This is a genomic window from Xylanibacter sp., from assembly GCF_057607445.1.
Map to the genome: position 1 here is coordinate 331,504 of NZ_DBLZAX010000002.1, position 21,720 is coordinate 353,223.

Consider the following 21,720-nt stretch of genomic DNA (forward strand, 5'->3'; position numbering starts at 1 on the left):
TCAGATAATAGTTGTTTCGATATGAAGAATTTATTGTTGAGTGCAGCCATTGGCGACATTGCCGGCAGTGCTTATGAGAGCAGATATAATAGTACGAAGAATTATGATGCCGTTGAGATGTTTTCTTCTCACGCCCGTTTTACCGACGACACAGTATGTACTTTTGCATGTGCCGAAGCCTTGTTGAACAATCTCGACATGGCCGATAATCTGTGGAAGCGTACCAACGGGCATCCGCATGCAGGCTACGGCTACAGGTTCAGGCTTTGGATGGCTTCATCTGTCCATAATCCTTATGGCAGTTATGGCAACGGCAGCGCTATGAGATGCAGTGCTGCCGGATGGCTTGCCGGAACAGAAGAAGAGTGTGTCGATATGGCACGTTTTACGGCTATGCCCACTCATAATCATCCAGAAGGTATAAAGGGGGCTATGGCAACGGCACTGGCTGTGTATCATCTCAAGTCGGGCCGCGACAAGGCGTATGTCAGGTCTTGTGTTCTCGAACATTTCTATCCAGACTTGGCATTAAAAGGTTATGCCGATATTCATGATGACTACGTAAACGACACCACCTGTCAGGGCACGGTGCCGGCAGCTCTTATTTGTTTTCTTGAGTCGAAAGATTATGTCGACTGCATCAAGCTTGCCATTTCTCTCGGCGGCGATGCCGACACTCTTGCAGCCATTGCCGGGCCTATGGCTTATGCCTTCTACAGGTCTATGCCTGACAACTTGCAGTATGAGGCTTTGGCTATGCTTCCTGAATGGATGCGCCGGGTCAACAGCGATTTCGACGCGGCTGTCTCTTTATAGCCGCGTCTTGTCCGTGCCGCTCAGTTTTTTTATGCCTTCGGGTGCGTGCCTGTCAGTTTATATTTCTGGTCTTTTCTGCCACGATGTCTGCCATCTGTTTATGGTTGGCTGCGTTGTTTGCGGCAATGACGCCGCCCTTTTGCGTCAGTTTTACAGGCGATCCGTCTGTGGCTGTTATTGTGCCTCCGGCTTCAGTCACAATTAGTGAGGCTGCAGCATAGTCCCATGGGCTGAGCAGATATTCAAAGTAGAGTTCGCAGCGGCCCATTGCTAGATAGCACAGTTCCGGGGCGCAAGCACCGAAGCGCCTTATGTCGTTGCAGCGGCCGAAGGCTTCAACTATAATTTCAGAGCACATCTGTGCATATTCTTTGTGATAGACGGGCAGGGCAGTGCATAGCAGCGAGTTCTCAAACGGGCGGTCTGACACGTGTATCTGTCGTCCGTTCAGAAAAGCCCCTTTGCCTTGCTCGGCATAAAACATTTCTCCTGTCATCGGTATATACACCACGCCCATAGCCATGTCTTCATTGTGTTTCAGGCCTACGCATATTGCGCATTGCGCTATGCCGCGGCTATAGTTTGCAGTGCCGTCAATTGGGTCTATTATCCATGTGTATTCGTGCGATGTGTCCCACATGTCTTCTTCTTCACACAGAAATCCGCTGTCAGGCATCAGTTCTTTCAGTTTGCCGCACAGGAAGTCCTGCACAGCCACATCTGATGATGTCACGATGTTGGCAAATCCTTCTTTTTCTGATATTTCGAAGGCATCGGTCTGCATCAGTCCCGCAGCCTCCTTAACTATGTCTATAATTTGCTGTAACGATGGAGTGTTCATATTCTGTTCTGTTAATATGTTGTTGATTCCGGCTTCAGCCGTTCAACTTGCAAAATTATTAAATTTACGCTCATTTGTCGTCATATTTTCATATTTTATACTTTTTTCTTGTTTGATTATAATGACCTGTTGCTGTTTCTGTAGTCTTGTTTCGGTGTATCGGTTTTTCTGTTACTTTATTCTTTTGTTTTAGACCTTATTATTATTGTCATAACAGGTTCATGGGCAAAGTATAAAAAGTCAACGTTATTTTCTTGAATTCCTTTTAAACCCAAATCTGTTATTATGATTCGGTCTGTATTTTTGCTTTATATTGAGCGGCTTTTTGTTGGATTTTTGCAGGCATAGCGGGCTATGTCAAGAAAAAGCGAACAAAAAGACGCCAATAGAAACAAAAGGCGGGCTGAAAGCATGAATACATAAAATTGATAAAGTTATATGCGGTCTGATAACCGATTGGGGGTAAATCTTGCGAAATAGTTTCTCTTAATCCTATATAGTGTTCTAATTTTTGCATCTCATCTTGCGTTTAGGTAGGCAGAAAATATCTTTACATTAATCCTTTCAGCTGATATCTGAAAGTGAAAAGTTTTAATATTAATAAATTGAAATATATGTCTATATGGCTTAATTTATAAAGCGAAATGATATTTAATTGTAATAATTCATTGCGGTTTGTTTTATTTTGTCTATATTTGACAAATATAATCATATAAATTCTTATAAAATAATTTAACTATGAAAAAACTTTACTTTTATTTTGCTTAGGACTGTCTATGCAGAGTCTGACAGCTTCAGCGTCTTATTCGTTCGACAAAAGTGTCAATCATGTATCTGCTGTTGCCGACGGGACACAATGGACAGATTTCGCTGCTTCAAGTTTTGAAGGTGGCGAGGGTACGGCTGAATCGCCTTATCTGATAAAAACTCCGGAGCAGCTTGCTAAACTGGCTAAAGATGTTTACGACGGTACTTCTGTATACGAAAATACATATTTCAAACTGGTTGCTGATATTGATTTGGCAGGTCACGACTGGTTCCCTATCGGATACAACTGTTCTGTTGGTGAGGAAAATGTAAGAGTTGCTTTCAGCGGAAAAGTAGACGGCGACGGCCATAAAATTACTAATCTGACCATTCCTGGTTTGACTGACTATAAGTCAATGGGTATGTTTGGATGCACTGATCCGGGCTTTGAGTTGAGAAACCTGACAATTGAGAGCGGTTCGATTACGGGCGATATGGTTGTTGGTCCGTTTGTAGGCTCAAACAGCGGTATCATTGAGAATTGTGTCAACAAGGTTGACATATCATGTGTTTACTATTATGCCGGCGGTATCGTTGGTTCTAATTACAGAGAAGGCGTCATCAGACAGTGCGTTAATTATGGAGATATTACAGCCGGAAGCGAAGGCGGAAACGGTATGTCAGCAGGAGGTGTTGCCGGTACATGCTACAGCCTGATTGAAGAGTGTGCAAACTTCGGTGATGTTAAAGCTATGACAAATGGTGCAGGCGGCGTTATCGGACTGCTTGAGGGTGGCGTTATACGCAACTGTATTAATACCGGTAAAGTGAGTGGTCCGGAGCGTCTCGGCGGTATCATTGGTGATGCCTTAGGCCGTGGAGACAACTGTGAATTATACAACTGCTATAATGTCGGTGCAATAGAGGGCAACTCTACTTTAGGCGGTATCATGGGTCTTGCCATGTTCCAGAATTTCAACACGCTTAAGATGCACGACATGTATTTCAGCTCTGATGTGTTTGCCGGTTCTTCATGCGGTGAAGTTACCGATATCTTTGGTGCCTTCGAAATAACAAATGCTCCTGTCATGACTTCAGAGCAGATGAAGGCTGAAGATTTTGTTACTACGCTCAACAACGGTAGCGGCAGCGAAGATAAGATATGGGCTGCTGATACAAAGAACATAAACAACGGTTTCCCGATTTTGAGCTTCATGGAGTCTATCGGCACCGGAATTGCAAGCCCCGCGTTTAATGACAATATCAATGTCTATGCTGCTGACAACAGAATTGTTGTTGAGGGTGCAGACGGAGAGATGATGCAGGTATACACCGTTGGCGGACAGATGGTTTATAGCGGCAAGGCATCTGACATAAGCTCAGAGCCGGGCCTGTTTATTGTTCGCATCAACAATAATTCATATAAAGTGCTTGTTAAATAAAGCGCAGTGATAATATTGTAAACCAAGTATGCGGCCGGATGGCCGGTTTTGGGAAACATATAACAGCAGAACACGGAACCAATAAAAACTGTTCCGTGTTCTGTTTTTTTGTTAGGTCGTTTATTAATCTGACATCCGATTTATGATGTCTAAAAGATTAAGGTTCAACCATCTTTCGTCATTGCTTTCGCTAAACGTCATAGTCAACACCGTCATTACTGCAGCCGTATAGACAACTAATGCCAGGATTTTGTGTCTTCTGATAAAGAGAATCAATTCTTCAGTAAAATCTTTCATATAATATGGGTTAAATACGCAGCAAATATAGTCTGTTTTGTTCATATTGCCAAATCCTCTTTTGTCGTGTCGCTGTCCGATGCTGTTCGGCGTAAAGGCATTTCAGGCGTTTTCAAAGAGCTTAAAGCCTTATTTTTTACTTTGTTTTAAATAGGCATTGATTATCAGATAGTTACGTCGCTTGCTGTTATGTTGCGGCGTAACTTATATGCCGTCATTATTTTTATGATTTATTAACTCTTTCTTTTCTCCTTTTGACTGTATAGGCCGGTTTTTGTTGCCTGCATTTTTAGTCCATTTTTGTTTAACTGCTCGCGACATATCCCGACGCATCAGTTTCGCCATTAAAACTCATTTGTTTGTGCCTAAAAACTCAGTCACTTTTGCATCAAAAGTGGCCGAGTTACGACTCAAAAACAATAGGTTAATGATTTGAAACCTATGCGTATTGTTTTGCTTACGGTCTGTGCTAAATTGATCTTCATTTCTCTTGTTTGTTAACGAAAAATATATATTCTTGTTTCAAATTTTTGTGCCTTAAAATGATTGAGGAGGGTGGATGATTTGATATGCTGGATTAGTTTGTATAATGAATTAGTTTTCTTTGTTCGATTATTCCTTGGAATAATAATATTGTGTTTTGAATTTTATCTCGATAAATTTTTGTATTTTTGTATTTTGAAATAAGGACATTATGAATGTTTTGGTATATTCTGTTTTTAGTTATATAAAAACTGATTATATGTTGTTTGATTTTAATAGAACAATATTGGTACAAGCCTGATAAAGGCCATTAATGTGTAATGATTATGGAGAAAAATGATTCTGGCTTTGTTTATATATTAACCAATCCAAGTTTTAGAGAAGATTGGGTAAAGATTGGTAAAAGTTCACGTCCTGTAGATGTTCGGAGTAAAGAGCTTGACAATACTGCTGTGCCTTTACCTTTTGAAATTTATGCAACTCTCAAGACTAGTAAATATGCTAAAGTTGAGAAACAGATACATAAACAAATTGACCGCCTGACAGATTTAAGGATAAGACAGAATCGTGAATTCTTTAATATTGCACCGTCTGTTGCTTTAGATATTATGCGTGATATTGCTGATTTGCTTGATGATGCTGAATTGTATGTGTACGTTGACGGCAAGCCAGTGATTAGTAAGAGTAAGGATGAGGATAAGAAGATTGAGGCTGAGTCGAAAGAAAAACAACGTAAGGCACCAAAGCCACCATTTAAGTTTCATATGATTGGCCTTAATGTAGGCGACACTATAATTTTTGATGCTCTTCAACTTCCTGTAAGAATAGCCAGCGATGATAAGATTGAGTATGAAGGACGGTTGTACAGTTTATCAGCTTTTACTGCAAACTTTTTGCCAGAAGAAAAACAAAACTCATCCTGTGCATATCAAGGTCCTAAATATTTTAGCTATAATGGCAAAATATTAAGTGACTTGAGAAATGAAAAGGAAGATTTTTTATTAAAATAATATAAAAGAACATTTAAAACTGGAACTTTTGGAAATATTGATTATAAATCAAAAGGTTCAGTTATATAATGATTATATGGACTGTGAAAGGAATGAAAATATTTTCAATTTTGTCGCATAGTTATTTTTTTCGTATCATTCCTTATATTTAGTAAGCATGGCATAATGTTCACGTGTTCGTAATTAGAAGTGATATTTTTAAAGTGAGATCTTTTTAATAGAAGATGTGTAAAAATAGATGGAAGCATTAAAACAGATATTGAAATCATATTTTGGATATGATAGTTTCAGACCGATGCAGGAAGAGATAATAAAGAGTGTGATACAAAAGAAAGATTCTTTAGTGCTTATGCCTACAGGCGGCGGAAAGTCGATATGCTTCCAACTGCCGGCGCTGATGCTCGAAGGCACGGCTGTGGTTATATCGCCTCTGATATCACTGATGAAAGATCAGGTGGAGGCACTGCGTGCAAACGGAATAATGGCTGCAACACTGAACAGCGGTAACGATGAGGCAACAGACAGAGTGATACGTGAACAATGTAAGCAGGGAAAGATAAAACTGCTGTATATATCGCCGGAACGCTTTATGACAGAAATTGTGTGGATAGGGCAGATGATGAAGGTGTCGCTGTTCGCAATAGACGAAGCTCACTGCATATCACAATGGGGACACGACTTCAGGCCTGAATATGTGCATCTTGGCGTGTTGCATGAACGCTTTGCCGATGTACCTATAATAGCATTGACTGCTACTGCCGACAAAACGACAAAGGCAGACATAATAGACAAACTGAACCTACGCGATCCACAGATATTTGTAAGTTCGTTCGACCGCCCTAATCTTAGTCTTGATGTAAGGCGCGGATACTCGGCAAAGGAGAAGCTGAACACCATCTTGGACATAATAGACAGGCATCCTTATGAGAGTGGGATAATATACTGTCTGTCGCGTAAGGAGACAGAGCGGCTTGCCGGGAAGCTGAAGCGTGAGGGCGTTGCAGCCGGAGCATATCATGCCGGACTGGAGATGGAAGAGCGTAGCAGAATACAAGAGGACTTTATAAAAGACAAGATAGACGTAGTGGTGGCAACGGTGGCTTTCGGCATGGGCATAGACAAGAGCAACGTGAGGTATGTGATACACTATAACCTGCCTAAGAGCATAGAGAGCTTTTATCAGGAAATAGGACGCGGAGGACGCGACGGACTGCCCACGGAGACGGTGCTGTTTTATAACATAGGCGACCTTGTAACCCTGCGCAGCTTTGCCGACGAGAGCGGACAGAGCGAGCTTAACAACGAGAAACTGAACAGAATGCAGGAGTATGCCGAAGCACAGGTGTGCCGAAGGCGCATACTGTTAAACTATTTTGGTGAGGTTAGCGAACACGACTGCGGCAACTGTGATGTATGCAACAATCCTCCGCAGCATTTTGACGGCACGATGATAGTGAAGAAAGCACTGTCGGCAATAATGCGCACAAAAGAGCGTATAGGCTTTACTACGACGATAGATATTCTGCGCGGCACGATGTCTGCCGACGTGGCGGCAAACAGATATGATCTGCTTAAGACTTTTGGAGTGGGGCACGACGTTCCGGCACGCGACTGGCGCGACTATCTGTTGCAGATGCTGCAGATGGGCTTTATAGAGATAGCATATACCGAAGACAAGCATCTGAAGGTAACGATGCAGGGACGTGAGGCATTGTTTGGCGACAAAAAAGTGGAGCTTGCGATGATAAGGAGAGAGGACAGACGGAAGAATAAAATCAAGCAGGCGCAGCAGGAATTGCCCATGCAGTATAGTAATGGCGATAAGCCGGAAGACCCGGCCCTGTTCAGTGTGCTGCGTAAGCTGAGGCAGAATATTGCAGAAGAAAACAACTGGCCGGCGTATGTGGTTATGTCTGACAAGACACTGCACGCCCTTGCCAAAGAAAAGCCCACAACGCTGAATGCCTTCAGCAACATATATGGAATAGGCGAATATAAACTGAATACCTACGGCAAGAGATTTGTGGATGTGATAAAAGGATATGTCAATTCATGATAATGGTGGGTCGGGAATGATGACTGCATATGTTATTGTCTACGTATCGTATTTGCGTAGACAATAACATAAAATGGGAACAAGGAGCGTTCTAGCATCCGCTTCCGTCAATGCTGCATGATTGTCCTTCTTCCTTTACAGGCGGCTGTAAGCCGGCTTTATCCGCACGGAATGTAACGGTGCCGTCTTCAAGAACAAAACATGGAATGCCTACAGAGCCTACACGCTTCATGACATCGAAGGCTGGATTTTTGTCGCGCAGCCTTAGAAACTCTTTAAGATTTCTTACATGTTCGCCGATGTCGACGACTTCATATTTGTCGTTCCCTTTAACTTGCTCTTTAACGTCTGTGCAGTCAGGGCATGTGTTCATTACATAAATCTTAATCATAATGCAAATGTTTTTAGTTTGACGAATAAATGTCATGGCATATAATGCCAATGACAAAGTTAAGGAAATTTACTTATATCAGTATGTGCTGAGGCGATAAATGTTGTGTAAAATATGAAATATATGTCAGAAACGGCCGGCAACGATTATAGAATGTGAGGCTTGGCTGCAAATAGTATAAATGCATGTCGGCTGTAAGGCAATGAGCGTAAAAGCTGTAGCAGCAGTGTAAACTTATATGATATTGTGGCTTTGTGATGATGTATTTGGCTTTAATTTTGTACTTTTGTAAAGTGTAGAATATTTGCCGCTTAATGAATAGTGCCGGTTTGTGTGGTTTTCGTATAGAGAATCATTGGGCATTCATTTGTTTGTGGCATGTATAGTTTGAATTTTTCAATGACGAATATGGATAAAAAGATATTATTCTTTCACGGATTTTTTGCCAGTGGCCAATGTGTGCCGGCACTTAGTCTTAGAGAGGCTCTAAAGGGAAAGGCAGAGGTGATAACGCCCGACCTGCCGATACATCCAGATGAGGCCATGACGATGATTAAAGACATCTGCGACAGTGAGAAACCTGACGTGCTTGTAGGCAACAGTTGCGGGTCGTTTTATGCACAGATGGCTGCCAACATAGAAGGCATACCGGCACTGCTGGGCAATCCGTATTTTATGATGACGGAGTTTCTGAAAACCAGAATAGGTGAGCATGAATATAAGTCGCCGCGCCAAAACGGCAGGCAACGTCTGGTAATTGACGAGAAACTTATTTGTGAATTTTCCGAGATGGAAGCTGTTCAGTTTGAGTGCTGCAAGGATGAAAACAAGGAACGGATATGGGGACTGTTCGGCGAGAATGACACTCTGGCGCATTTCGAACCGTTGTTTATGGAGCATTATAAACATGCTTATCATTTCCCGGGAGGACATACACCTACGGCAGATGAGGTGAAGGAATGGTATGTGCCGCTGGCTGAAAAAATGCTGGTACAAAATTTATAGCTGTAAATGCTAACGGCAGGAAGCAAAGTGTTTCTTATCTTGACAAATGTTAATAATTGATATTATGAGGACTGAAAAGATAACCGCAGAGAATGTAGACAACGTGCAACTGAAAAGTCTGTATGAGAGTGCGTTTCCGAAGGAAGAGCGTATACCATATGATGAGTTAAAAGGGCTGTTGGGAGTTATGCCCATAGACTTTATGGCATATTATGACGAAGATGTGTTTGTTGGCTTGACGATGGTTCTTAACCGCAAAGACTTTAACTGGGGCTGGTATTTCGCCGTAAGGGAAGAGCTGCGCGGCAAGGGATACGGACAGCATATTCTAACTGCATTGAAGGCAAAATATGCAGACAGACGACTGGTTATAGATATAGAATCGCCATGGCAGACTGACTGTAACAACAAGGAGCAGCGTTGCAGAAGATATAAGTTTTATAAGCGTAACGGATTCCGCGACACCCAGACGGCAAAGAGTTTTGAAGGTATTGACTACACAATATTGTTGCTGGGGGAAGGGACGTTTACGCAAAATGACTACGACAGCATAATAGATGATTTAAGAAAGTTTTGGAAGAATCTGCCAAAGGAGGACTGATGATGACGATAGATGAAGCTATAAAGCAAAGGCATAGCGTGAGGGTTTATAAGAACATGCCTCTGACAGACAACGATGTGAAACTGCTTGAGGGTAAGATAGAAGAACTTAATGCCATGGGGCATCTGCATATGCAGCTGATACAGAATGAGCCTAAGGCTTTTCATGGTATGCTGGCAAAGTATGGCAAGTTCAGAAACGTTAACAACTATATCGTTATGGCAGGAAAGAAGGCAGATGACCTTGATGAGCGTATCGGCTATTATGGTGAACAACTGGTGCTGGCAGCGCAGATGGCCGGGATGAATACCTGTTGGGTAGGATTGAGCTATAAGAAAGTGCCTGGAACGTATGTGCTTGATGATGATGAAGTAATAAAAGCCTATATTTCGATAGGCTACGGCGAGACAAACGGCGTGTCGCACAAAATAAAGCGCATGGAGCAGGTGAGCAATGCTGACGGGGCAACTCCTGAATGGTTTAAGAGTGGAGTTGAGGCTGCTTTGCTCGCTCCTACAGCTGTGAATCAGCAGAAATTTTATTTTGAGTATGTTAGCGCAGACGGAATAAATCCTGCAAAGGTACGTGCAAGGCGTCAGTTCTCATTGGTAGGTTATACTAAAATGGATTTAGGTATAGCCAAACTGCATTTCGAAATAGGAGCAGGCCGGGAGAACTTTGTGTGGACAGAATGAGCATAGATATTAAATTATAACACAGATGGACCGACGGCTAGTGGAGGTAGCTCAATTGTCTGTGGACTTGTTATCAAATTTTAGAGCTAAGACCTTATGACATTATAATAAAATAAGTCCAAACCGATTGTTGACTTTTGTCGGTTTGGACTTATTCTTATCAGTTGTGCCAATTACAGCATTGTATCTGCGATGTTTATTGATTCAAGAACGGATCGAGAAGAGCCATCAGATCTGATTTAGACATTGCACCACTTTGTCTGTAAAGAATTTCTCCATTTCTGAAGAGCATAAGAGTGGGGACTGATTGTATGCCATAGCGCACGGCGGTATCATTGTGTTTGTCTACGTCAACCTTAATGATACGTATCTTGTCGCCGAGAGTTGCCTTAACTTGTTCTAATACAGGGTGCATCATTTTGCATGGACCACACCATGTGGCAAAGAAGTCTACTAGGACGAGACCATTGCCGGATATTACGTCGTTAAAAGTTTCCATCGCTTTTCGTGATTAAATTAATAACTTATTTGTAATTCTAACAAGCAAAGTGTGTGCCAAGCTGGCGTATGTAAACGGGCAACAGAGCTTCAGGTATTTCGTTTTTGTATGGATGAGGTTTATTTTTCTGTAATAAATCATCATGCTACATACACTGGCTGTTATTGATGTCTCCCTTTGATGATTACATAAATGATAACCGGTGCGCCCATGATTGGGGTGACAGCATTAAGGGGTATGATGCCGTTGTCGCCAGGAAGAACGCATATTATGTTGCACAGAAGTGATATGGCTGCTCCGGAAAGAATAGTGCCAGGTATGAGATAGCGGTGGTTGTCTGTCTTAAGAAGCATACGTGCTATATGTGGAACTGCAAGTCCGATAAATGCAATAGGGCCACAATAGGCGGTGGTAACAGCGGTAAGAAGGCCTGTTACCAATAAAAGGCAATTGCGCAACTTGATGGTGTTTATACCAAGATTTTCTGCATATTGTTCGCCTAACAACACGGCATTGAGAGGTTTAATGAGAAGCAAGGCACATATTAGACCTACTATTGTAACAGCTGCGAACAGAGGCATCTGAGCCATAGACACTCCTCCGAAGTTGCCCAATCCCCATATCATATATGAGTGAACGCCCTCTTCAGTCGCAAAGAAGTTGAGCAGTGATATTGCAGATGAGGATATATAGCCTATCATAATGCCGGTGATAAGGAGCATGACGTTATTGTTTACAAGATTAGAGAAAAACAATAATACAGCCATTACTGCCACAGCACCTACAAATGCGGCAATAAGTACTGCCAGAAATCCAGTAACAGAAACTGCTCCTGCCGTTATGCTTCCACCAAACAGAAGCATAACGAAAGCCACGCCAAGGCTGGCACCACTATTGATACCGAATATAGACGGACCGGCAAGAGGATTGCAGAATGCGGTCTGAAGTAATAATCCGCTGACAGCTAATGCTCCACCGCATAAAATGGCCGTAAGAGCCTGGGGCAGGCGAGTCTGCAATATTATATATTTCCAACTTTCATTTACCTCATCGTTGCCGCTGAAAATATCGATAATGCTGTTTATCGGTATTTTCACGGCTCCATAGATGATGTTAATTACAAACAGAGCAATTATTGCCAAAGTTATTACAACAAAAAATCTGCAATATTTTTTCATTTTATATGTTCAAAGTATTTCGCTTTGCCAAGTTCGGTTATTTCCGGATGTGTTATTATGATGAAATCACGCAGCAACAAGTCTGGATGGAATGGGGTGTCTTCGTAGAACGTGTTACTGTAAGTATTGCATCCGAAAACCATCTTGTTCTTGAATGCCTTAAACTGTGAGTATCCGCTGTTTTCCGTTAACAATGATTTGTAGGTGGCTTTTTTAGGACTATTATATCTGATAAGCCAAATGTCGCTGTTGCCGGCTTTTTCGAGGACTATCTCAAACGGTAGGGGCAGACTGCCGCTGCTCTTTTCGGCAGAAAAAGGATATGCCGCATTTGCATCAGCAATTATCTGTCCGATGGTGCTTTGTCCGCCAGGCACATACCATACAGAACTGTTTATCTTGTCGATAATTACAGAATGTCTTGTCTTGGCAGTTTTGGCAATTTGCTTGAGGCTGTTGTATTTTGTCTCAACGTCATTAAAGATGCTGTCAGCCTGTTTTTCTGCACCAAACAGCATTCCATAGAATTTCATCCATTCTGCTCTTCCCAATGCTGTAGTTTCCATGTAGTCAGCAGTTTCAATAATGGGCTTTTCCCACTCATTAAGACGTCCGTAGCCTCCGCTGTTCTGAAATGGAGAAATCAATATTGCGTCAGCATTTATACCTATAATCTTTTCGAGTGTTGGGGTTATTCCGCTGCCGCAGTCAGCAATCTTGTTTTCTTTACATTGTTGCTGAATCCATGGAAGATTAATATATTTGACATCACAAACTCCTTTGATGTTCTGACCTTTGCCAAAAGACATAATCAGGCCGCAGTGAACAGATGTCGTTACAACCGCACGTTGCAAAGGCGTTCTGACAATAGTGCCCTGTGGCAGATTGGCCGGCAGTTCTTTGTTTGATGGTACAAGGATGTATGTATGAAGTATTTTTCCTTTGTTCCAAGGATCGTTCAGGGTGACAACGTTGTAACCGTCGCATTTGATTATATGAAGCTGCTTGGCATATTTAAGTTCTAGGGTGTCCCCGCTAAAAGATGTATCAGTGCTGTTACCCCGGCATGCGCACAGGGTAATCAGCACTGATATCAGTAAAGAGGTTATCGTTAAATTTTTATTCATAAACAACACCAGTATTGAATGCTATTGCATTAGGGCCAACTCCGGTAGAGAACATCTTAACAAAGGTTCCGTCTTCTTTGTACATGTTGACATAGCCATCTGTAGTATAGCTTGCATATCCGGTGTCAGGATTCTTGCTGTAAGAAGTGATAAACACATATCCGTTAACAGGGTCAACTCCAATTGTAGATGGGCTGAACGGCAGGTTGTCTGTTATGAATGTCTTAACTTCACCGCTTGCAATGTTGTAGACGCTGTAAGTAGGAGTGACGGGAGAAACATAGCTGTAAGGAGCATTTATTACGTAGATGTTTTTCTTATCTGTCGCCATCATTGTTGCGTCGATAAGGTTTGTAACCTTCTTGTCTGCAGTAATCTTCTTTACACCGGCGCCATATTGGTTGTAATTAGAATCATAAAGACCACTGTCCATCACATAAAGTGTTCCGTCGATAACACTGATGCCAACAGGGTTTGTTATCAATGGGTCGGTGAGATTTGTAACGCTTCCATCGGTAAGGTTGATGTATGAAATAGAAGGATTTTGGCCATTGCCATAGCTGCTGTTTGCTACATAAAGCATATTGCCGTCTATAGCAATTCCCTCAGGATACGAACCGGCCTGATAAATCTTATCTAGATTTAAAGATGCTGTGTCGATTGCTGCAACGTAGCCTTTGAATGTTGACACATAAATTTTTCCGTTTCCGGCTGCAAGACGTCTGGGTGTCTCACCCTTGTCTGCTCCCATAACTTCGGTTGTCTTTATTGTTCCGACAGACACCATTGTGTTCTTGTTGACAACTTCAACTGTATTTTCACCCGTTACAACAATATACATCTTGTCACCATAAATCAGAGCGTCATTAGGTGTTGTACCAAGATTGCGTCCATTGGCAGCCTGAAATACCTTCTGGGCGGCTGTCTGTGTAGAATAGTCAATAGATGTGATGCTGCCGCTGATTTGAGAACTCATGTTTCCTGAGTTTACAATGAAGGCACCTGTGCTTACATCAATAGGTTTCGGAACGTAATTATCGTCATCGTCGCTGCACGATGTAAATGATACGCATAATGCAATTGCTGCAAAACTTAAAAATTTTTTCATTTCTTTTTTTGATTAAAATTTATAATTTATTGAAAATTGATAGCTTATTCCCGGCATCGGATATGCCTTGACAATTTCGTATTGCTTGTTGAGAAGGTTCTTGATGTCTCCTCGTAGGGTAATCGTGTTTTTGGCTATTTTAAACGACCTGAAAAGGGTTATGCCGGTTTCGAAAAATCCCGGTATGTTAGAATCTTCATAATGTTCGTTATTTGAACTGCGGCTGCTCATACCGGTGCCGTGTACTGTGAGGTTTACCCATGGATTTTCGTAACAAACAGAAACGCTTCCAGAGTGTAATGGTGTGTAGGCAATCTGGTATCCATAATATGGAGATTCCGGATTAGTACGGTTTTCTGCATTCTGCAGGCTATAGCTGGCTGTAAGAGTTATCAAATGCTTGTCTGAAAACTTATGCATTACATTAGCCGTTGCGTCTAAGCCCAACACTCTTACCTTTCCGACATTTATGTTTGTCCATATAAACATATTGTATGGTACGGCAACTATTTTGTCTTTAACATGGTTGAGATATCCGTCTAATGTTATTTTGATATTTGTCTTTTTTGTGACATCTTGTAATAATGTGAATCCTATATTATATTGATCAGTGCTTTCAGGAAGCAGATTTGTGCTGCCGTAATGATAGAAATATGACTCATTGAATGTTGGTGCCCTGAATATATTTTTATATGATGCTCTAATATAAAAGTCATTATTTTTAAAAACTTTATATGAGAGTGACAGAGATGGTGAGAGTTTGCTCATGTCGCGTGCAGATTCTCCATATTCTGCACCATTGTAATATAGTGAAAGCAGCAACTTTCCGATGATAGACAGTCTTGCTGATTTATATTTAGCTGTAGCTGCCTGAAGAACGGTATGTCTAAATGGGTGTGTATCTGTTGAAAGGCTGCTGTTCATGTTGTTATAGCTGTAGTCGGCAGAATAGCAGAACGCCCAGTCTTTAAATGGAGTGTACAGGAGACTTGCAGATGTATAAGCTTCTCTTTGCCAATAATCAGCATCTTTTATGCCGTCGCTATATGAACCGTCTTTATATTTTGAAGCTGCCCAGTTATATTTTGCATTAACTTTTAAAGATAGATTGTTGCTGTTAAATGTGCGGTAGCCGATTTGGGCAAAGAAGTTCTGGTCTCTGAGCTCTTCATTGCTTATATTTGTGTAATATCTGACTTGTCCGGGCAGTTGTCTGTCGTTATCATAATAATATATTTTGCCGCTTAATTCATTGCGGGTATTAATGTTCCATATAAAATTAGTCTCACCATGCCCTGATTTCATACGACTGTTTGTGCGGCGCTCTTTTGTAACGACTGAAATATTGCGTAGCGTGAAAGGATAATCGTTTTCTGCATAGACGAATTCTCCAATTGCCGAGAAAGAAAATTTGTTTGAAAAATTCTGCTCGTATCTTATAAATGGACTAATATATCCGAATGAACCAACTTTCAGCTGAGTGGTCAGATGAGGAGCAGTGTCTTCTGTAGGAGACTTTATTGTCCTTATGTTAATGGATGCCGGTAAACTGGCATTTTTTGCGGGTATAAAAATGTCGTCATTATCGCCGATGACAAGCGATATGTTGTCGATGTTTTCTAAGGAATAGCGCGACAGGTCGATTTGTCCGCTCTGGCAGTCGCTAAGCATTATTCCGTCATAGCTAACGCCTGTATGCTGAGTGCCGAAACTTCTGACAGAAACGGTTTTCATACCTCCGGCACCACCATAATCACGTATGGTTATTCCGGGCATACGGTTAAGGGCATCAGCTATATCAGTGATGCCTGCAGTATTAAGGCTTTTGTTGTTGATTACATATAATGGCGATGTACTGGTAACTTCGTGCTTTTTTTTATTTTCTGTGACCACAACATCCTGCAACTGATATGTGTTATCAATTGTATCATTTTTTTCAGATTGCGCTTGAGCACAAAAAGGAACTGAGCATACCAGAACTAATGCCGTTATTTTTTTCATGTGTGAAATGTTTTATCAACAGCTTTCCTCGAAGCTGGTGGGATAAACTGTTTCAATGGCAGGTCTTCTGACTTATTGTCATAAAAGCAAACGCCTTCCCTATAATACACAGTGGCTATTTTGTTTGCTTCATAAACGACAAATTACAGCAGCGGGACTGTCAGGGATTTTCACCTTGTTCCCTTTTAATCATCATATGATGAACCGATTGATTGTGCAAAGGTAATGATAATAATTATAATTTTAATAATAAAACAGTTAAAAAGATGATATGATACATTCCTTTTAATAGAAAGTGCGTATATATGTTTGGTAAATTGATGTGGTACGAAAAATAGCCATACCAGCGATAAGCACGGTATGGCTATTATATGATATTTACAATTGTGATGCTAAATGTATGCTTGTGTTTTAGTATTCGTCATCATCTGCGACATCTTCTGCTGTAAGATCGAGGTCTTCAGGATTTTCCTCGATTGTTGTTCTGTAGCTTTCTTCTGTCAGCTTATCTTCGTCGAATGCGTCATCATCATCGTCATTGTCATACTTTTCATCAATCTCTGGCAGATCCTCGTCGTCATCTTCGTCAGAATCGTATTTGCGAGAGTCGTCTGTTCCAAATTTAAGACGGGGCTTTTCTGTTTCGGGCTTAAGTTTTGCAAAAATAGCTTCAATCCATGCACCTTTTGAAATTTCCAATACTTCAAATCCGTCAGCAACTTTCTTTTCGTACATTCCGCCAACTTTATGTAATCTGTCTTTGGGTAAAGTTGTTGTACTTATGTCAAATCCGCTCTGTATGATATCCTGAATGCTTTGTGACAAAGAATCCCAACCTCCGCCAAAATTACGATCGATAACTTCAAGCAGTTTTGTTGCAGAAATATGTCGGATGTTCTCGTATGTAAGGTCTGTTACCCTTAATATAGGACGTTTTTTTATTCCTATTTTGACCTTCTGGCTTTCATCGACAGGCATTGTGCCAATCTGGAAACCGCGGGCTTCATACTTCTTGATTATTTCAGGGCGGTCTATCTTTATTTCTTCAACTTCAAATGCGCTTTTGATGATATCAATGTAGTGCTTGATGTTTTCTCTTATATCGGAGTCTTTTTCTGCAACTTCCAACATCCTGAAAACATCATTCTCCTGAATATCCCAAACGTTACTTTTGTTGATGGTTTTTAATGTAAGTGACTTCTTATCAATATCTTTCATATTTCTTTTTAATTAATTTCTTTTTATTTTTAAAATATATCTCTATCTGTCAGTATAGGAAACTTTGAACGATAATGATTCAGTTTGTCTAAATCAATTTCAACAGTGATAGCCTGTTCTTTTTCGTCAGACAGGGCTAGTAAAGCGCCTTTGGGGTCAATGATGGCACTATTTCCGTTATATTGACATCTATCATCTTCCCCTGTGCGGTTACATCCAATTACATAACATTGATTTTCAATGGCCCTTGCTCTTAATAGGATGTTCCATGCGTCCTGCCTGTTTTGAGGCCAGTTGGCCACAAAAATTATAGCGTCATAGTCTTCTTTATATCTCATCCATGCAGGGAATCTTAAATCATAACAGGTCTGTAATAAAAAACGGAAATTTTTATATTTCGCAATTACTCTTTTGTCGCCTGCTGTATAGTATACGTCTTCTCCTCCGTATTTAAACAAATGGTGCTTGTCGTAGTAATAATATTCTCCGTCAGGCATTACAAAATATAATCTGTTTCTGTACTGTGACTGATGTGTCAGGATAGAAAGACTTCCACATATTGCACATCTGTTGGATTGTGCTGTTTCTTTCATCCATTCAAGTGATTTCTGAAAATTGACTTCAGCAGAATATTTTGCCGGATCTGTTATAAATCCTGTCGCCCACATTTCTGGCAATATGTATAAATCAGAGCCAGGATTATTGGATATAAGTTGACCTGCTGCAACCTGATTCCTATCAGGCTGCACCCACTTGATATCCGTTTGGAGGATTGTAACTTTCACTATTTATTCTCGTTTTCAGTTTCTATGAATGCTGCAAAAGTAATATATTATCTTTTATTCGCAAGTTTTTAATAGATATTTTTTGCATAAATGACATATATTTTCTACTTTTGCATTTATGGTTAAGCCTTTAGCAGAGAGATTAAGACCCAAGGTTCTTGACGACTATATCGGACAGAAACATCTTGTCGGTAAGAATGCCGTTCTCCGTAATATGTTGGAAGCCGGAAGAGTGACATCTTTTATCTTATGGGGGCCTCCTGGGGTAGGAAAGACGACATTGGCCTTGATAGTGGCAAATCACCTAAAAGTACCCTTTTATACATTGAGTGCTGTTACAAGTGGTGTGAAAGATGTCAGGGATGTTATTGATAAAGCCAAGAATGCTGGCTTCTTCAATAATTTTACTCCTATATTGTTTATTGATGAGATACACCGCTTTAGCAAGAGTCAGCAAGATTCTTTGTTGGCTGCGGTTGAGAAAGGTATAGTTACGTTGATAGGCGCAACCACGGAAAATCCTTCTTTTGAAGTTATCAGACCATTGCTTTCAAGATGTCAGCTTTATGTGTTGAAGCCCTTGGAAAAAGAAGACTTGCTCGGACTTTTGCAGCGCGCTTTAAGAGAAGATGTTGAACTGAAGAAAAAAAATATAGAACTGAAAGAGACTAATGCCATTCTAAGGTATAGCGGGGGAGATGCCCGTAAATTGTTGAATATTTTAGAGTTGGTCGTTGATTCTGTCAATAGTGAAAAAATTGAGATAACAGATGAAACTGTAGTAGGGTGCTTGCAGCAAAATCCTCTTGCGTACGATAAGGACGGAGAAATGCATTATGATATAATATCTGCGTTTATAAAAAGTATTAGAGGTTCGGATCCTGATGCAGCGTTGTATTGGCTAGCACGTATGATTGAAGGTGGTGAGGACCCTAAGTTCATTGCTCGCAGACTTGTTATAAGTGCTTCAGAGGATATTGGCTTGGCGAATCCTAATGCGCTGCTGCTTGCTAATGCTGCATTTGATGCTGTAAATAAAATAGGATGGCCTGAGGGGAGAATTCCGTTGGCCGAGGCAACGGTGTATCTTGCGACGAGTCCCAAGAGCAATTCTGCATATAACGGTATTAATCATGCACTTGAAGTTGTTGCCAGGACTGGTAATCTGCCGGTGCCATTGCATTTGCGTAATGCTCCTACGAAACTTATGGCTGATCTAGGATATAGTGACGGGTATAAGTATTCACATGATTATCCGGAACATTTTGTTGAACAACAATTCTTGCCTGATGAACTTGTTAATGAGCGGATATGGCATGGGCAACATTCGCCCAATGAGGAAAAGTTGTATCAACGAATGTTGAAGTGTTGGGGAAACAGATTTAAAGAATAACAAAAATATATAACTATGAAGATTGTTGTTTTAGATGGATATAGTGTAAATCCAGGTGATTTATCATGGAACGGAATAAAAGAATTAGGTGATTTGACAGTATATGACAGAACGTCTCCTGATGATGTAGTGTCGCGTGCTGAGCAGGCTGATATCGTGTTGACAAATAAAGTTGTGTTGTCTGATGCCATAATGGCTAAGTTGCCTAATTTGAAATATATAGGAGTATTGGCTACAGGAGTCAATATTGTTGATATTGCAGCAGCACGGAAACGTGGTGTCATCGTAACGAATGTGCCTGCTTATAGCACAGACAGTGTGGTTCAGATGACTTTTGCGCATATTTTAAACATTACCAATCGCGTTGCTCATTATTCAAAACAGAATCGTAATGGCCGATGGAGCAGTAATGAAGATTTCTGTTATTGGGATACGCCTTTGAATGAACTTGCCGGAAAAACTCTTGGTGTGGTTGGACTTGGTAGTATTGGATATAAGGTGGCATGTATTGCACGTGATTTTGGTATGGATGTTTTTGCTTTTACAAGCAAGAATTCTGCAGATCTTCCTGATGGTATCCAGAAGACGACACTGGACGGACTTTTAGGTATCAGTGATATAGTAACGTTGCATTGTCCTTTGACGGAAACAACTAAAGAGATGATAAATAAGGCTACCTTAAAAAAGATGAAGAAAGGTTCGATATTGATAAATACCGGTAGAGGCCCATTGGTGAACGAGAATGACGTTGCAGAGGCTTTAAATGAAGGATGGCTCGGGGGGTATGGTGCTGATGTTATGTGTCAGGAACCTCCACTTGAGGATAATCCTATTTTCAGCGCCCCCAATGCCTATATAACTCCTCATATAGCATGGGCTACTTATGAGGCTCGTGTGCGTCTTGTTAATATCGTGACCTCTAATATTAAGGCTTTTCTTGACGGTAAGCCGGTAAATGTTGTCAGCTAATGAATACAGTGCAGCTTGTTATAGAGTTTTTGGGAACATTCGCATTTGCTATATCTGGTATAAGATGGGCGGCGTTTAAAAACTTTGACTGGTTTGGAGGGTATGTTGTAGGGTTGGCCACGGCAATAGGAGGCGGTACAATTCGTGATGTTATGCTTGGCGTAACTCCCTTTTGGATGACAAATTCTATATATATAATATGTACGGCGGCAGCCTTGGTGCTTGCTATAATATTTAAGAAGGCTATAGTAAAGTTTTCTAGTACATGGTTCCTGTTTGATACTTTGGGACTTGCACTGTTTACTATAGCCGGTATACAAAAAACATTATATGCAGGCTTCCCGTTTTGGGTCGCAATCATAATGGGGTGTATCACAGGCGTGGCCGGAGGTATTATTCGTGATGTACTGATAAATGAAGTTCCGCTGATATTCCGAAAGGAGATTTATGCTGTTGCGTGCATATTGGGCGGTTTTGTATATCAGATATGTTATTATTGGGGATTAAATTTGGAGATTATTGTTATTTCAAGCTTTGTAACTGTTGTTGTTGTAAGGCTTATGGCAGTGAAATATCATATTTCTTTGCCTCATTTACATGAAATGGAAGAAAAATAATAGTTTTTCATTAAAAAGATACGGAAAAATTTTGCTGTATTAGAAAATATGCGTACCTTTGCATCGCATTTAAGAAATGGTCCCGTGGCTCAACTGAATAGAGCATCTGACTACGGATCAGAAGGTTACAGGTTTGAATCCTGTCGGGATCACAAATTAGGCTACCAATTATTATTGGTAGCCTAATTTGTTTGTATAAATAGTTCTGATGCTTGTGTTTTCTTTGAGGATAATAGGAATTTCGGCTCACCCGATAAATAGTGGGGGAAGAAAGAAAAATTATCTTTGCATCATAGAAAATTCAATGTTAGAGTCTTTGGTAAGCTTTATGCTGCCATACAGGCTCACCCGATAAATAGTGGGGAAAGAAAATATTACGCATAAATTTTAGTCAGCCTAAAGAGGAAGAATGGTATGTCAATAACTCCTCGGAGCAATGCT

The 21,720-nt window shown here is 40.8% G+C and carries 19 protein-coding genes, 1 tRNA gene and 1 riboswitch; of the genes, 11 read left to right on the forward strand and 9 right to left on the reverse strand.

Translation table 11 applies throughout. The features are described from left to right. Window positions 1–21 precede the first annotated feature (21 nt). A complete protein-coding gene (locus ACZMIG_RS03405) occupies window positions 22–816 on the forward strand; it encodes an ADP-ribosylglycohydrolase family protein (protein WP_418874471.1) in 795 nt (264 codons plus the stop codon). Window positions 817–868: 52 nt separating this feature from the next. Here the strand turns inward: ACZMIG_RS03405 and ACZMIG_RS03410 are convergent, their stop codons facing one another. Next, complete coding sequence (locus ACZMIG_RS03410; protein ID WP_418874472.1) at window positions 869–1,657, reverse strand: inositol monophosphatase family protein; 789 nt, start codon at window positions 1,655–1,657, stop codon at window positions 869–871. A gap of 776 nt (window positions 1,658–2,433) precedes the next feature. Between ACZMIG_RS03410 and ACZMIG_RS03415 the strand changes: the two genes are divergently transcribed. The 3 genes from ACZMIG_RS03415 (at window position 2,434) to recQ (ending at window position 7,692) form a co-directional block, all read left to right on the forward strand. Further along, on the forward strand, window positions 2,434–3,846 hold the full coding sequence (locus tag ACZMIG_RS03415) for a hypothetical protein (RefSeq protein WP_487889046.1): 1,413 nt from the start codon (window positions 2,434–2,436) through the stop codon (window positions 3,844–3,846). A gap of 1,106 nt (window positions 3,847–4,952) precedes the next feature. Next, window positions 4,953–5,636 (forward strand): GIY-YIG nuclease family protein, encoded by a 684-nt coding sequence (locus ACZMIG_RS03420; RefSeq protein WP_302024721.1) that lies wholly within the window; start codon window positions 4,953–4,955, stop codon window positions 5,634–5,636. A 238-nt stretch (window positions 5,637–5,874) separates the two neighbouring features. Beyond that, window positions 5,875–7,692, forward strand: a complete 1,818-nt coding sequence (gene recQ, locus ACZMIG_RS03425; RefSeq protein ID WP_418874044.1) for a DNA helicase RecQ — start codon at window positions 5,875–5,877, stop codon at window positions 7,690–7,692. A 91-nt stretch (window positions 7,693–7,783) separates the two neighbouring features. Here the strand turns inward: recQ and ACZMIG_RS03430 are convergent, their stop codons facing one another. Continuing rightward, window positions 7,784–8,083 (reverse strand): glutaredoxin domain-containing protein, encoded by a 300-nt coding sequence (locus ACZMIG_RS03430; protein WP_302331452.1) that lies wholly within the window; start codon window positions 8,081–8,083, stop codon window positions 7,784–7,786. 408 nt (window positions 8,084–8,491) lie between these two features. Here ACZMIG_RS03430 and ACZMIG_RS03435 point away from each other — a divergent pair, with 408 nt between their 5' ends. The 3 genes from ACZMIG_RS03435 to ACZMIG_RS03445 all read left to right on the forward strand — a co-directional run bounded on the left by ACZMIG_RS03435 (window position 8,492) and on the right by ACZMIG_RS03445 (window position 10,384). After that, a complete protein-coding gene (locus ACZMIG_RS03435) occupies window positions 8,492–9,088 on the forward strand; it encodes a YqiA/YcfP family alpha/beta fold hydrolase (RefSeq protein WP_418874043.1) in 597 nt (198 codons plus the stop codon). Between the two features lie 64 nt (window positions 9,089–9,152). Continuing rightward, complete coding sequence (locus ACZMIG_RS03440) at window positions 9,153–9,689, forward strand: GNAT family N-acetyltransferase (protein ID WP_418874042.1); 537 nt, start codon at window positions 9,153–9,155, stop codon at window positions 9,687–9,689. After that, on the forward strand, window positions 9,662–10,384 hold the full coding sequence (locus ACZMIG_RS03445) for a nitroreductase family protein (protein ID WP_418874041.1): 723 nt from the start codon (window positions 9,662–9,664) through the stop codon (window positions 10,382–10,384). Before ACZMIG_RS03440 ends, ACZMIG_RS03445 begins: the two co-directional genes overlap by 28 nt. Before the next feature lie 196 nt (window positions 10,385–10,580). Here the strand turns inward: ACZMIG_RS03445 and trxA are convergent, their stop codons facing one another. From trxA to ACZMIG_RS03480, 7 genes are all read right to left on the reverse strand, one after another. Continuing rightward, window positions 10,581–10,883, reverse strand: coding sequence for a thioredoxin (gene trxA, locus ACZMIG_RS03450; protein WP_418874040.1), 303 nt, complete (start codon window positions 10,881–10,883; stop codon window positions 10,581–10,583). A 161-nt stretch (window positions 10,884–11,044) separates the two neighbouring features. Further along, window positions 11,045–12,061, reverse strand: a complete 1,017-nt coding sequence (locus tag ACZMIG_RS03455) for an iron ABC transporter permease (protein WP_021855595.1) — start codon at window positions 12,059–12,061, stop codon at window positions 11,045–11,047. Beyond that, window positions 12,058–13,188, reverse strand: coding sequence for an ABC transporter substrate-binding protein (locus ACZMIG_RS03460; RefSeq protein ID WP_487889047.1), 1,131 nt, complete (start codon window positions 13,186–13,188; stop codon window positions 12,058–12,060). Before ACZMIG_RS03460 ends, ACZMIG_RS03455 begins: the two co-directional genes overlap by 4 nt. After that, on the reverse strand, window positions 13,181–14,296 hold the full coding sequence (locus ACZMIG_RS03465) for a YncE family protein (RefSeq protein WP_418874038.1): 1,116 nt from the start codon (window positions 14,294–14,296) through the stop codon (window positions 13,181–13,183). Before ACZMIG_RS03465 ends, ACZMIG_RS03460 begins: the two co-directional genes overlap by 8 nt. A gap of 12 nt (window positions 14,297–14,308) precedes the next feature. Continuing rightward, window positions 14,309–16,297 (reverse strand): TonB-dependent receptor plug domain-containing protein, encoded by a 1,989-nt coding sequence (locus ACZMIG_RS03470; protein WP_418874037.1) that lies wholly within the window; start codon window positions 16,295–16,297, stop codon window positions 14,309–14,311. Window positions 16,298–16,337: 40 nt separating this feature from the next. After that, window positions 16,338–16,522: riboswitch (cobalamin riboswitch) on the reverse strand. Between the two features lie 186 nt (window positions 16,523–16,708). Then, a complete protein-coding gene (locus tag ACZMIG_RS03475; RefSeq protein ID WP_021855599.1) occupies window positions 16,709–17,515 on the reverse strand; it encodes a hypothetical protein in 807 nt (268 codons plus the stop codon). Window positions 17,516–17,544: 29 nt separating this feature from the next. Continuing rightward, entirely contained in the window at window positions 17,545–18,300 is a 756-nt protein-coding gene (locus ACZMIG_RS03480; RefSeq protein ID WP_418874036.1) for a nitrilase-related carbon-nitrogen hydrolase, read from the reverse strand. Window positions 18,301–18,418: 118 nt separating this feature from the next. Between ACZMIG_RS03480 and ACZMIG_RS03485 the strand changes: the two genes are divergently transcribed. The 4 genes from ACZMIG_RS03485 (at window position 18,419) to ACZMIG_RS03500 (ending at window position 21,431) form a co-directional block, all read left to right on the forward strand. After that, window positions 18,419–19,693: a replication-associated recombination protein A gene (locus ACZMIG_RS03485; RefSeq protein ID WP_021855601.1), complete on the forward strand. Its 1,275-nt coding sequence runs from the start codon at window positions 18,419–18,421 to the stop codon at window positions 19,691–19,693. A gap of 15 nt (window positions 19,694–19,708) precedes the next feature. Continuing rightward, window positions 19,709–20,662 (forward strand): D-2-hydroxyacid dehydrogenase, encoded by a 954-nt coding sequence (locus ACZMIG_RS03490; RefSeq protein ID WP_125104427.1) that lies wholly within the window; start codon window positions 19,709–19,711, stop codon window positions 20,660–20,662. Beyond that, window positions 20,662–21,279, forward strand: a complete 618-nt coding sequence (locus tag ACZMIG_RS03495; protein ID WP_125104426.1) for a trimeric intracellular cation channel family protein — start codon at window positions 20,662–20,664, stop codon at window positions 21,277–21,279. Before ACZMIG_RS03490 ends, ACZMIG_RS03495 begins: the two co-directional genes overlap by 1 nt. Window positions 21,280–21,357: 78 nt before the next feature. Beyond that, window positions 21,358–21,431, forward strand: a tRNA-Arg gene (locus ACZMIG_RS03500). Window positions 21,432–21,720: the final 289 nt, after the last annotated feature.

Coding starts and splice junctions, on each gene's coding strand:
- ACZMIG_RS03405 (WP_418874471.1), top strand. CDS start 22: ATGAAGAATTTATTGTTGAGTGCAGCCATTGGCGACATTGCCGGCAGT.
- ACZMIG_RS03410 (WP_418874472.1), bottom strand. CDS start 1,657: ATGAACACTCCATCGTTACAGCAAATTATAGACATAGTTAAGGAGGCT.
- ACZMIG_RS03415 (WP_487889046.1), top strand. CDS start 2,434: ATGCAGAGTCTGACAGCTTCAGCGTCTTATTCGTTCGACAAAAGTGTC.
- ACZMIG_RS03420 (WP_302024721.1), top strand. CDS start 4,953: ATGGAGAAAAATGATTCTGGCTTTGTTTATATATTAACCAATCCAAGT.
- recQ (WP_418874044.1), top strand. CDS start 5,875: ATGGAAGCATTAAAACAGATATTGAAATCATATTTTGGATATGATAGT.
- ACZMIG_RS03430 (WP_302331452.1), bottom strand. CDS start 8,083: ATGATTAAGATTTATGTAATGAACACATGCCCTGACTGCACAGACGTT.
- ACZMIG_RS03435 (WP_418874043.1), top strand. CDS start 8,492: ATGGATAAAAAGATATTATTCTTTCACGGATTTTTTGCCAGTGGCCAA.
- ACZMIG_RS03440 (WP_418874042.1), top strand. CDS start 9,153: ATGAGGACTGAAAAGATAACCGCAGAGAATGTAGACAACGTGCAACTG.
- trxA (WP_418874040.1), bottom strand. CDS start 10,883: ATGGAAACTTTTAACGACGTAATATCCGGCAATGGTCTCGTCCTAGTA.
- ACZMIG_RS03455 (WP_021855595.1), bottom strand. CDS start 12,061: ATGAAAAAATATTGCAGATTTTTTGTTGTAATAACTTTGGCAATAATT.
- ACZMIG_RS03460 (WP_487889047.1), bottom strand. CDS start 13,188: ATGAATAAAAATTTAACGATAACCTCTTTACTGATATCAGTGCTGATT.
- ACZMIG_RS03465 (WP_418874038.1), bottom strand. CDS start 14,296: ATGAAAAAATTTTTAAGTTTTGCAGCAATTGCATTATGCGTATCATTT.
- ACZMIG_RS03470 (WP_418874037.1), bottom strand. CDS start 16,297: ATGAAAAAAATAACGGCATTAGTTCTGGTATGCTCAGTTCCTTTTTGT.
- ACZMIG_RS03475 (WP_021855599.1), bottom strand. CDS start 17,515: ATGAAAGATATTGATAAGAAGTCACTTACATTAAAAACCATCAACAAA.
- ACZMIG_RS03485 (WP_021855601.1), top strand. CDS start 18,419: ATGGTTAAGCCTTTAGCAGAGAGATTAAGACCCAAGGTTCTTGACGAC.
- ACZMIG_RS03490 (WP_125104427.1), top strand. CDS start 19,709: ATGAAGATTGTTGTTTTAGATGGATATAGTGTAAATCCAGGTGATTTA.
- ACZMIG_RS03495 (WP_125104426.1), top strand. CDS start 20,662: ATGAATACAGTGCAGCTTGTTATAGAGTTTTTGGGAACATTCGCATTT.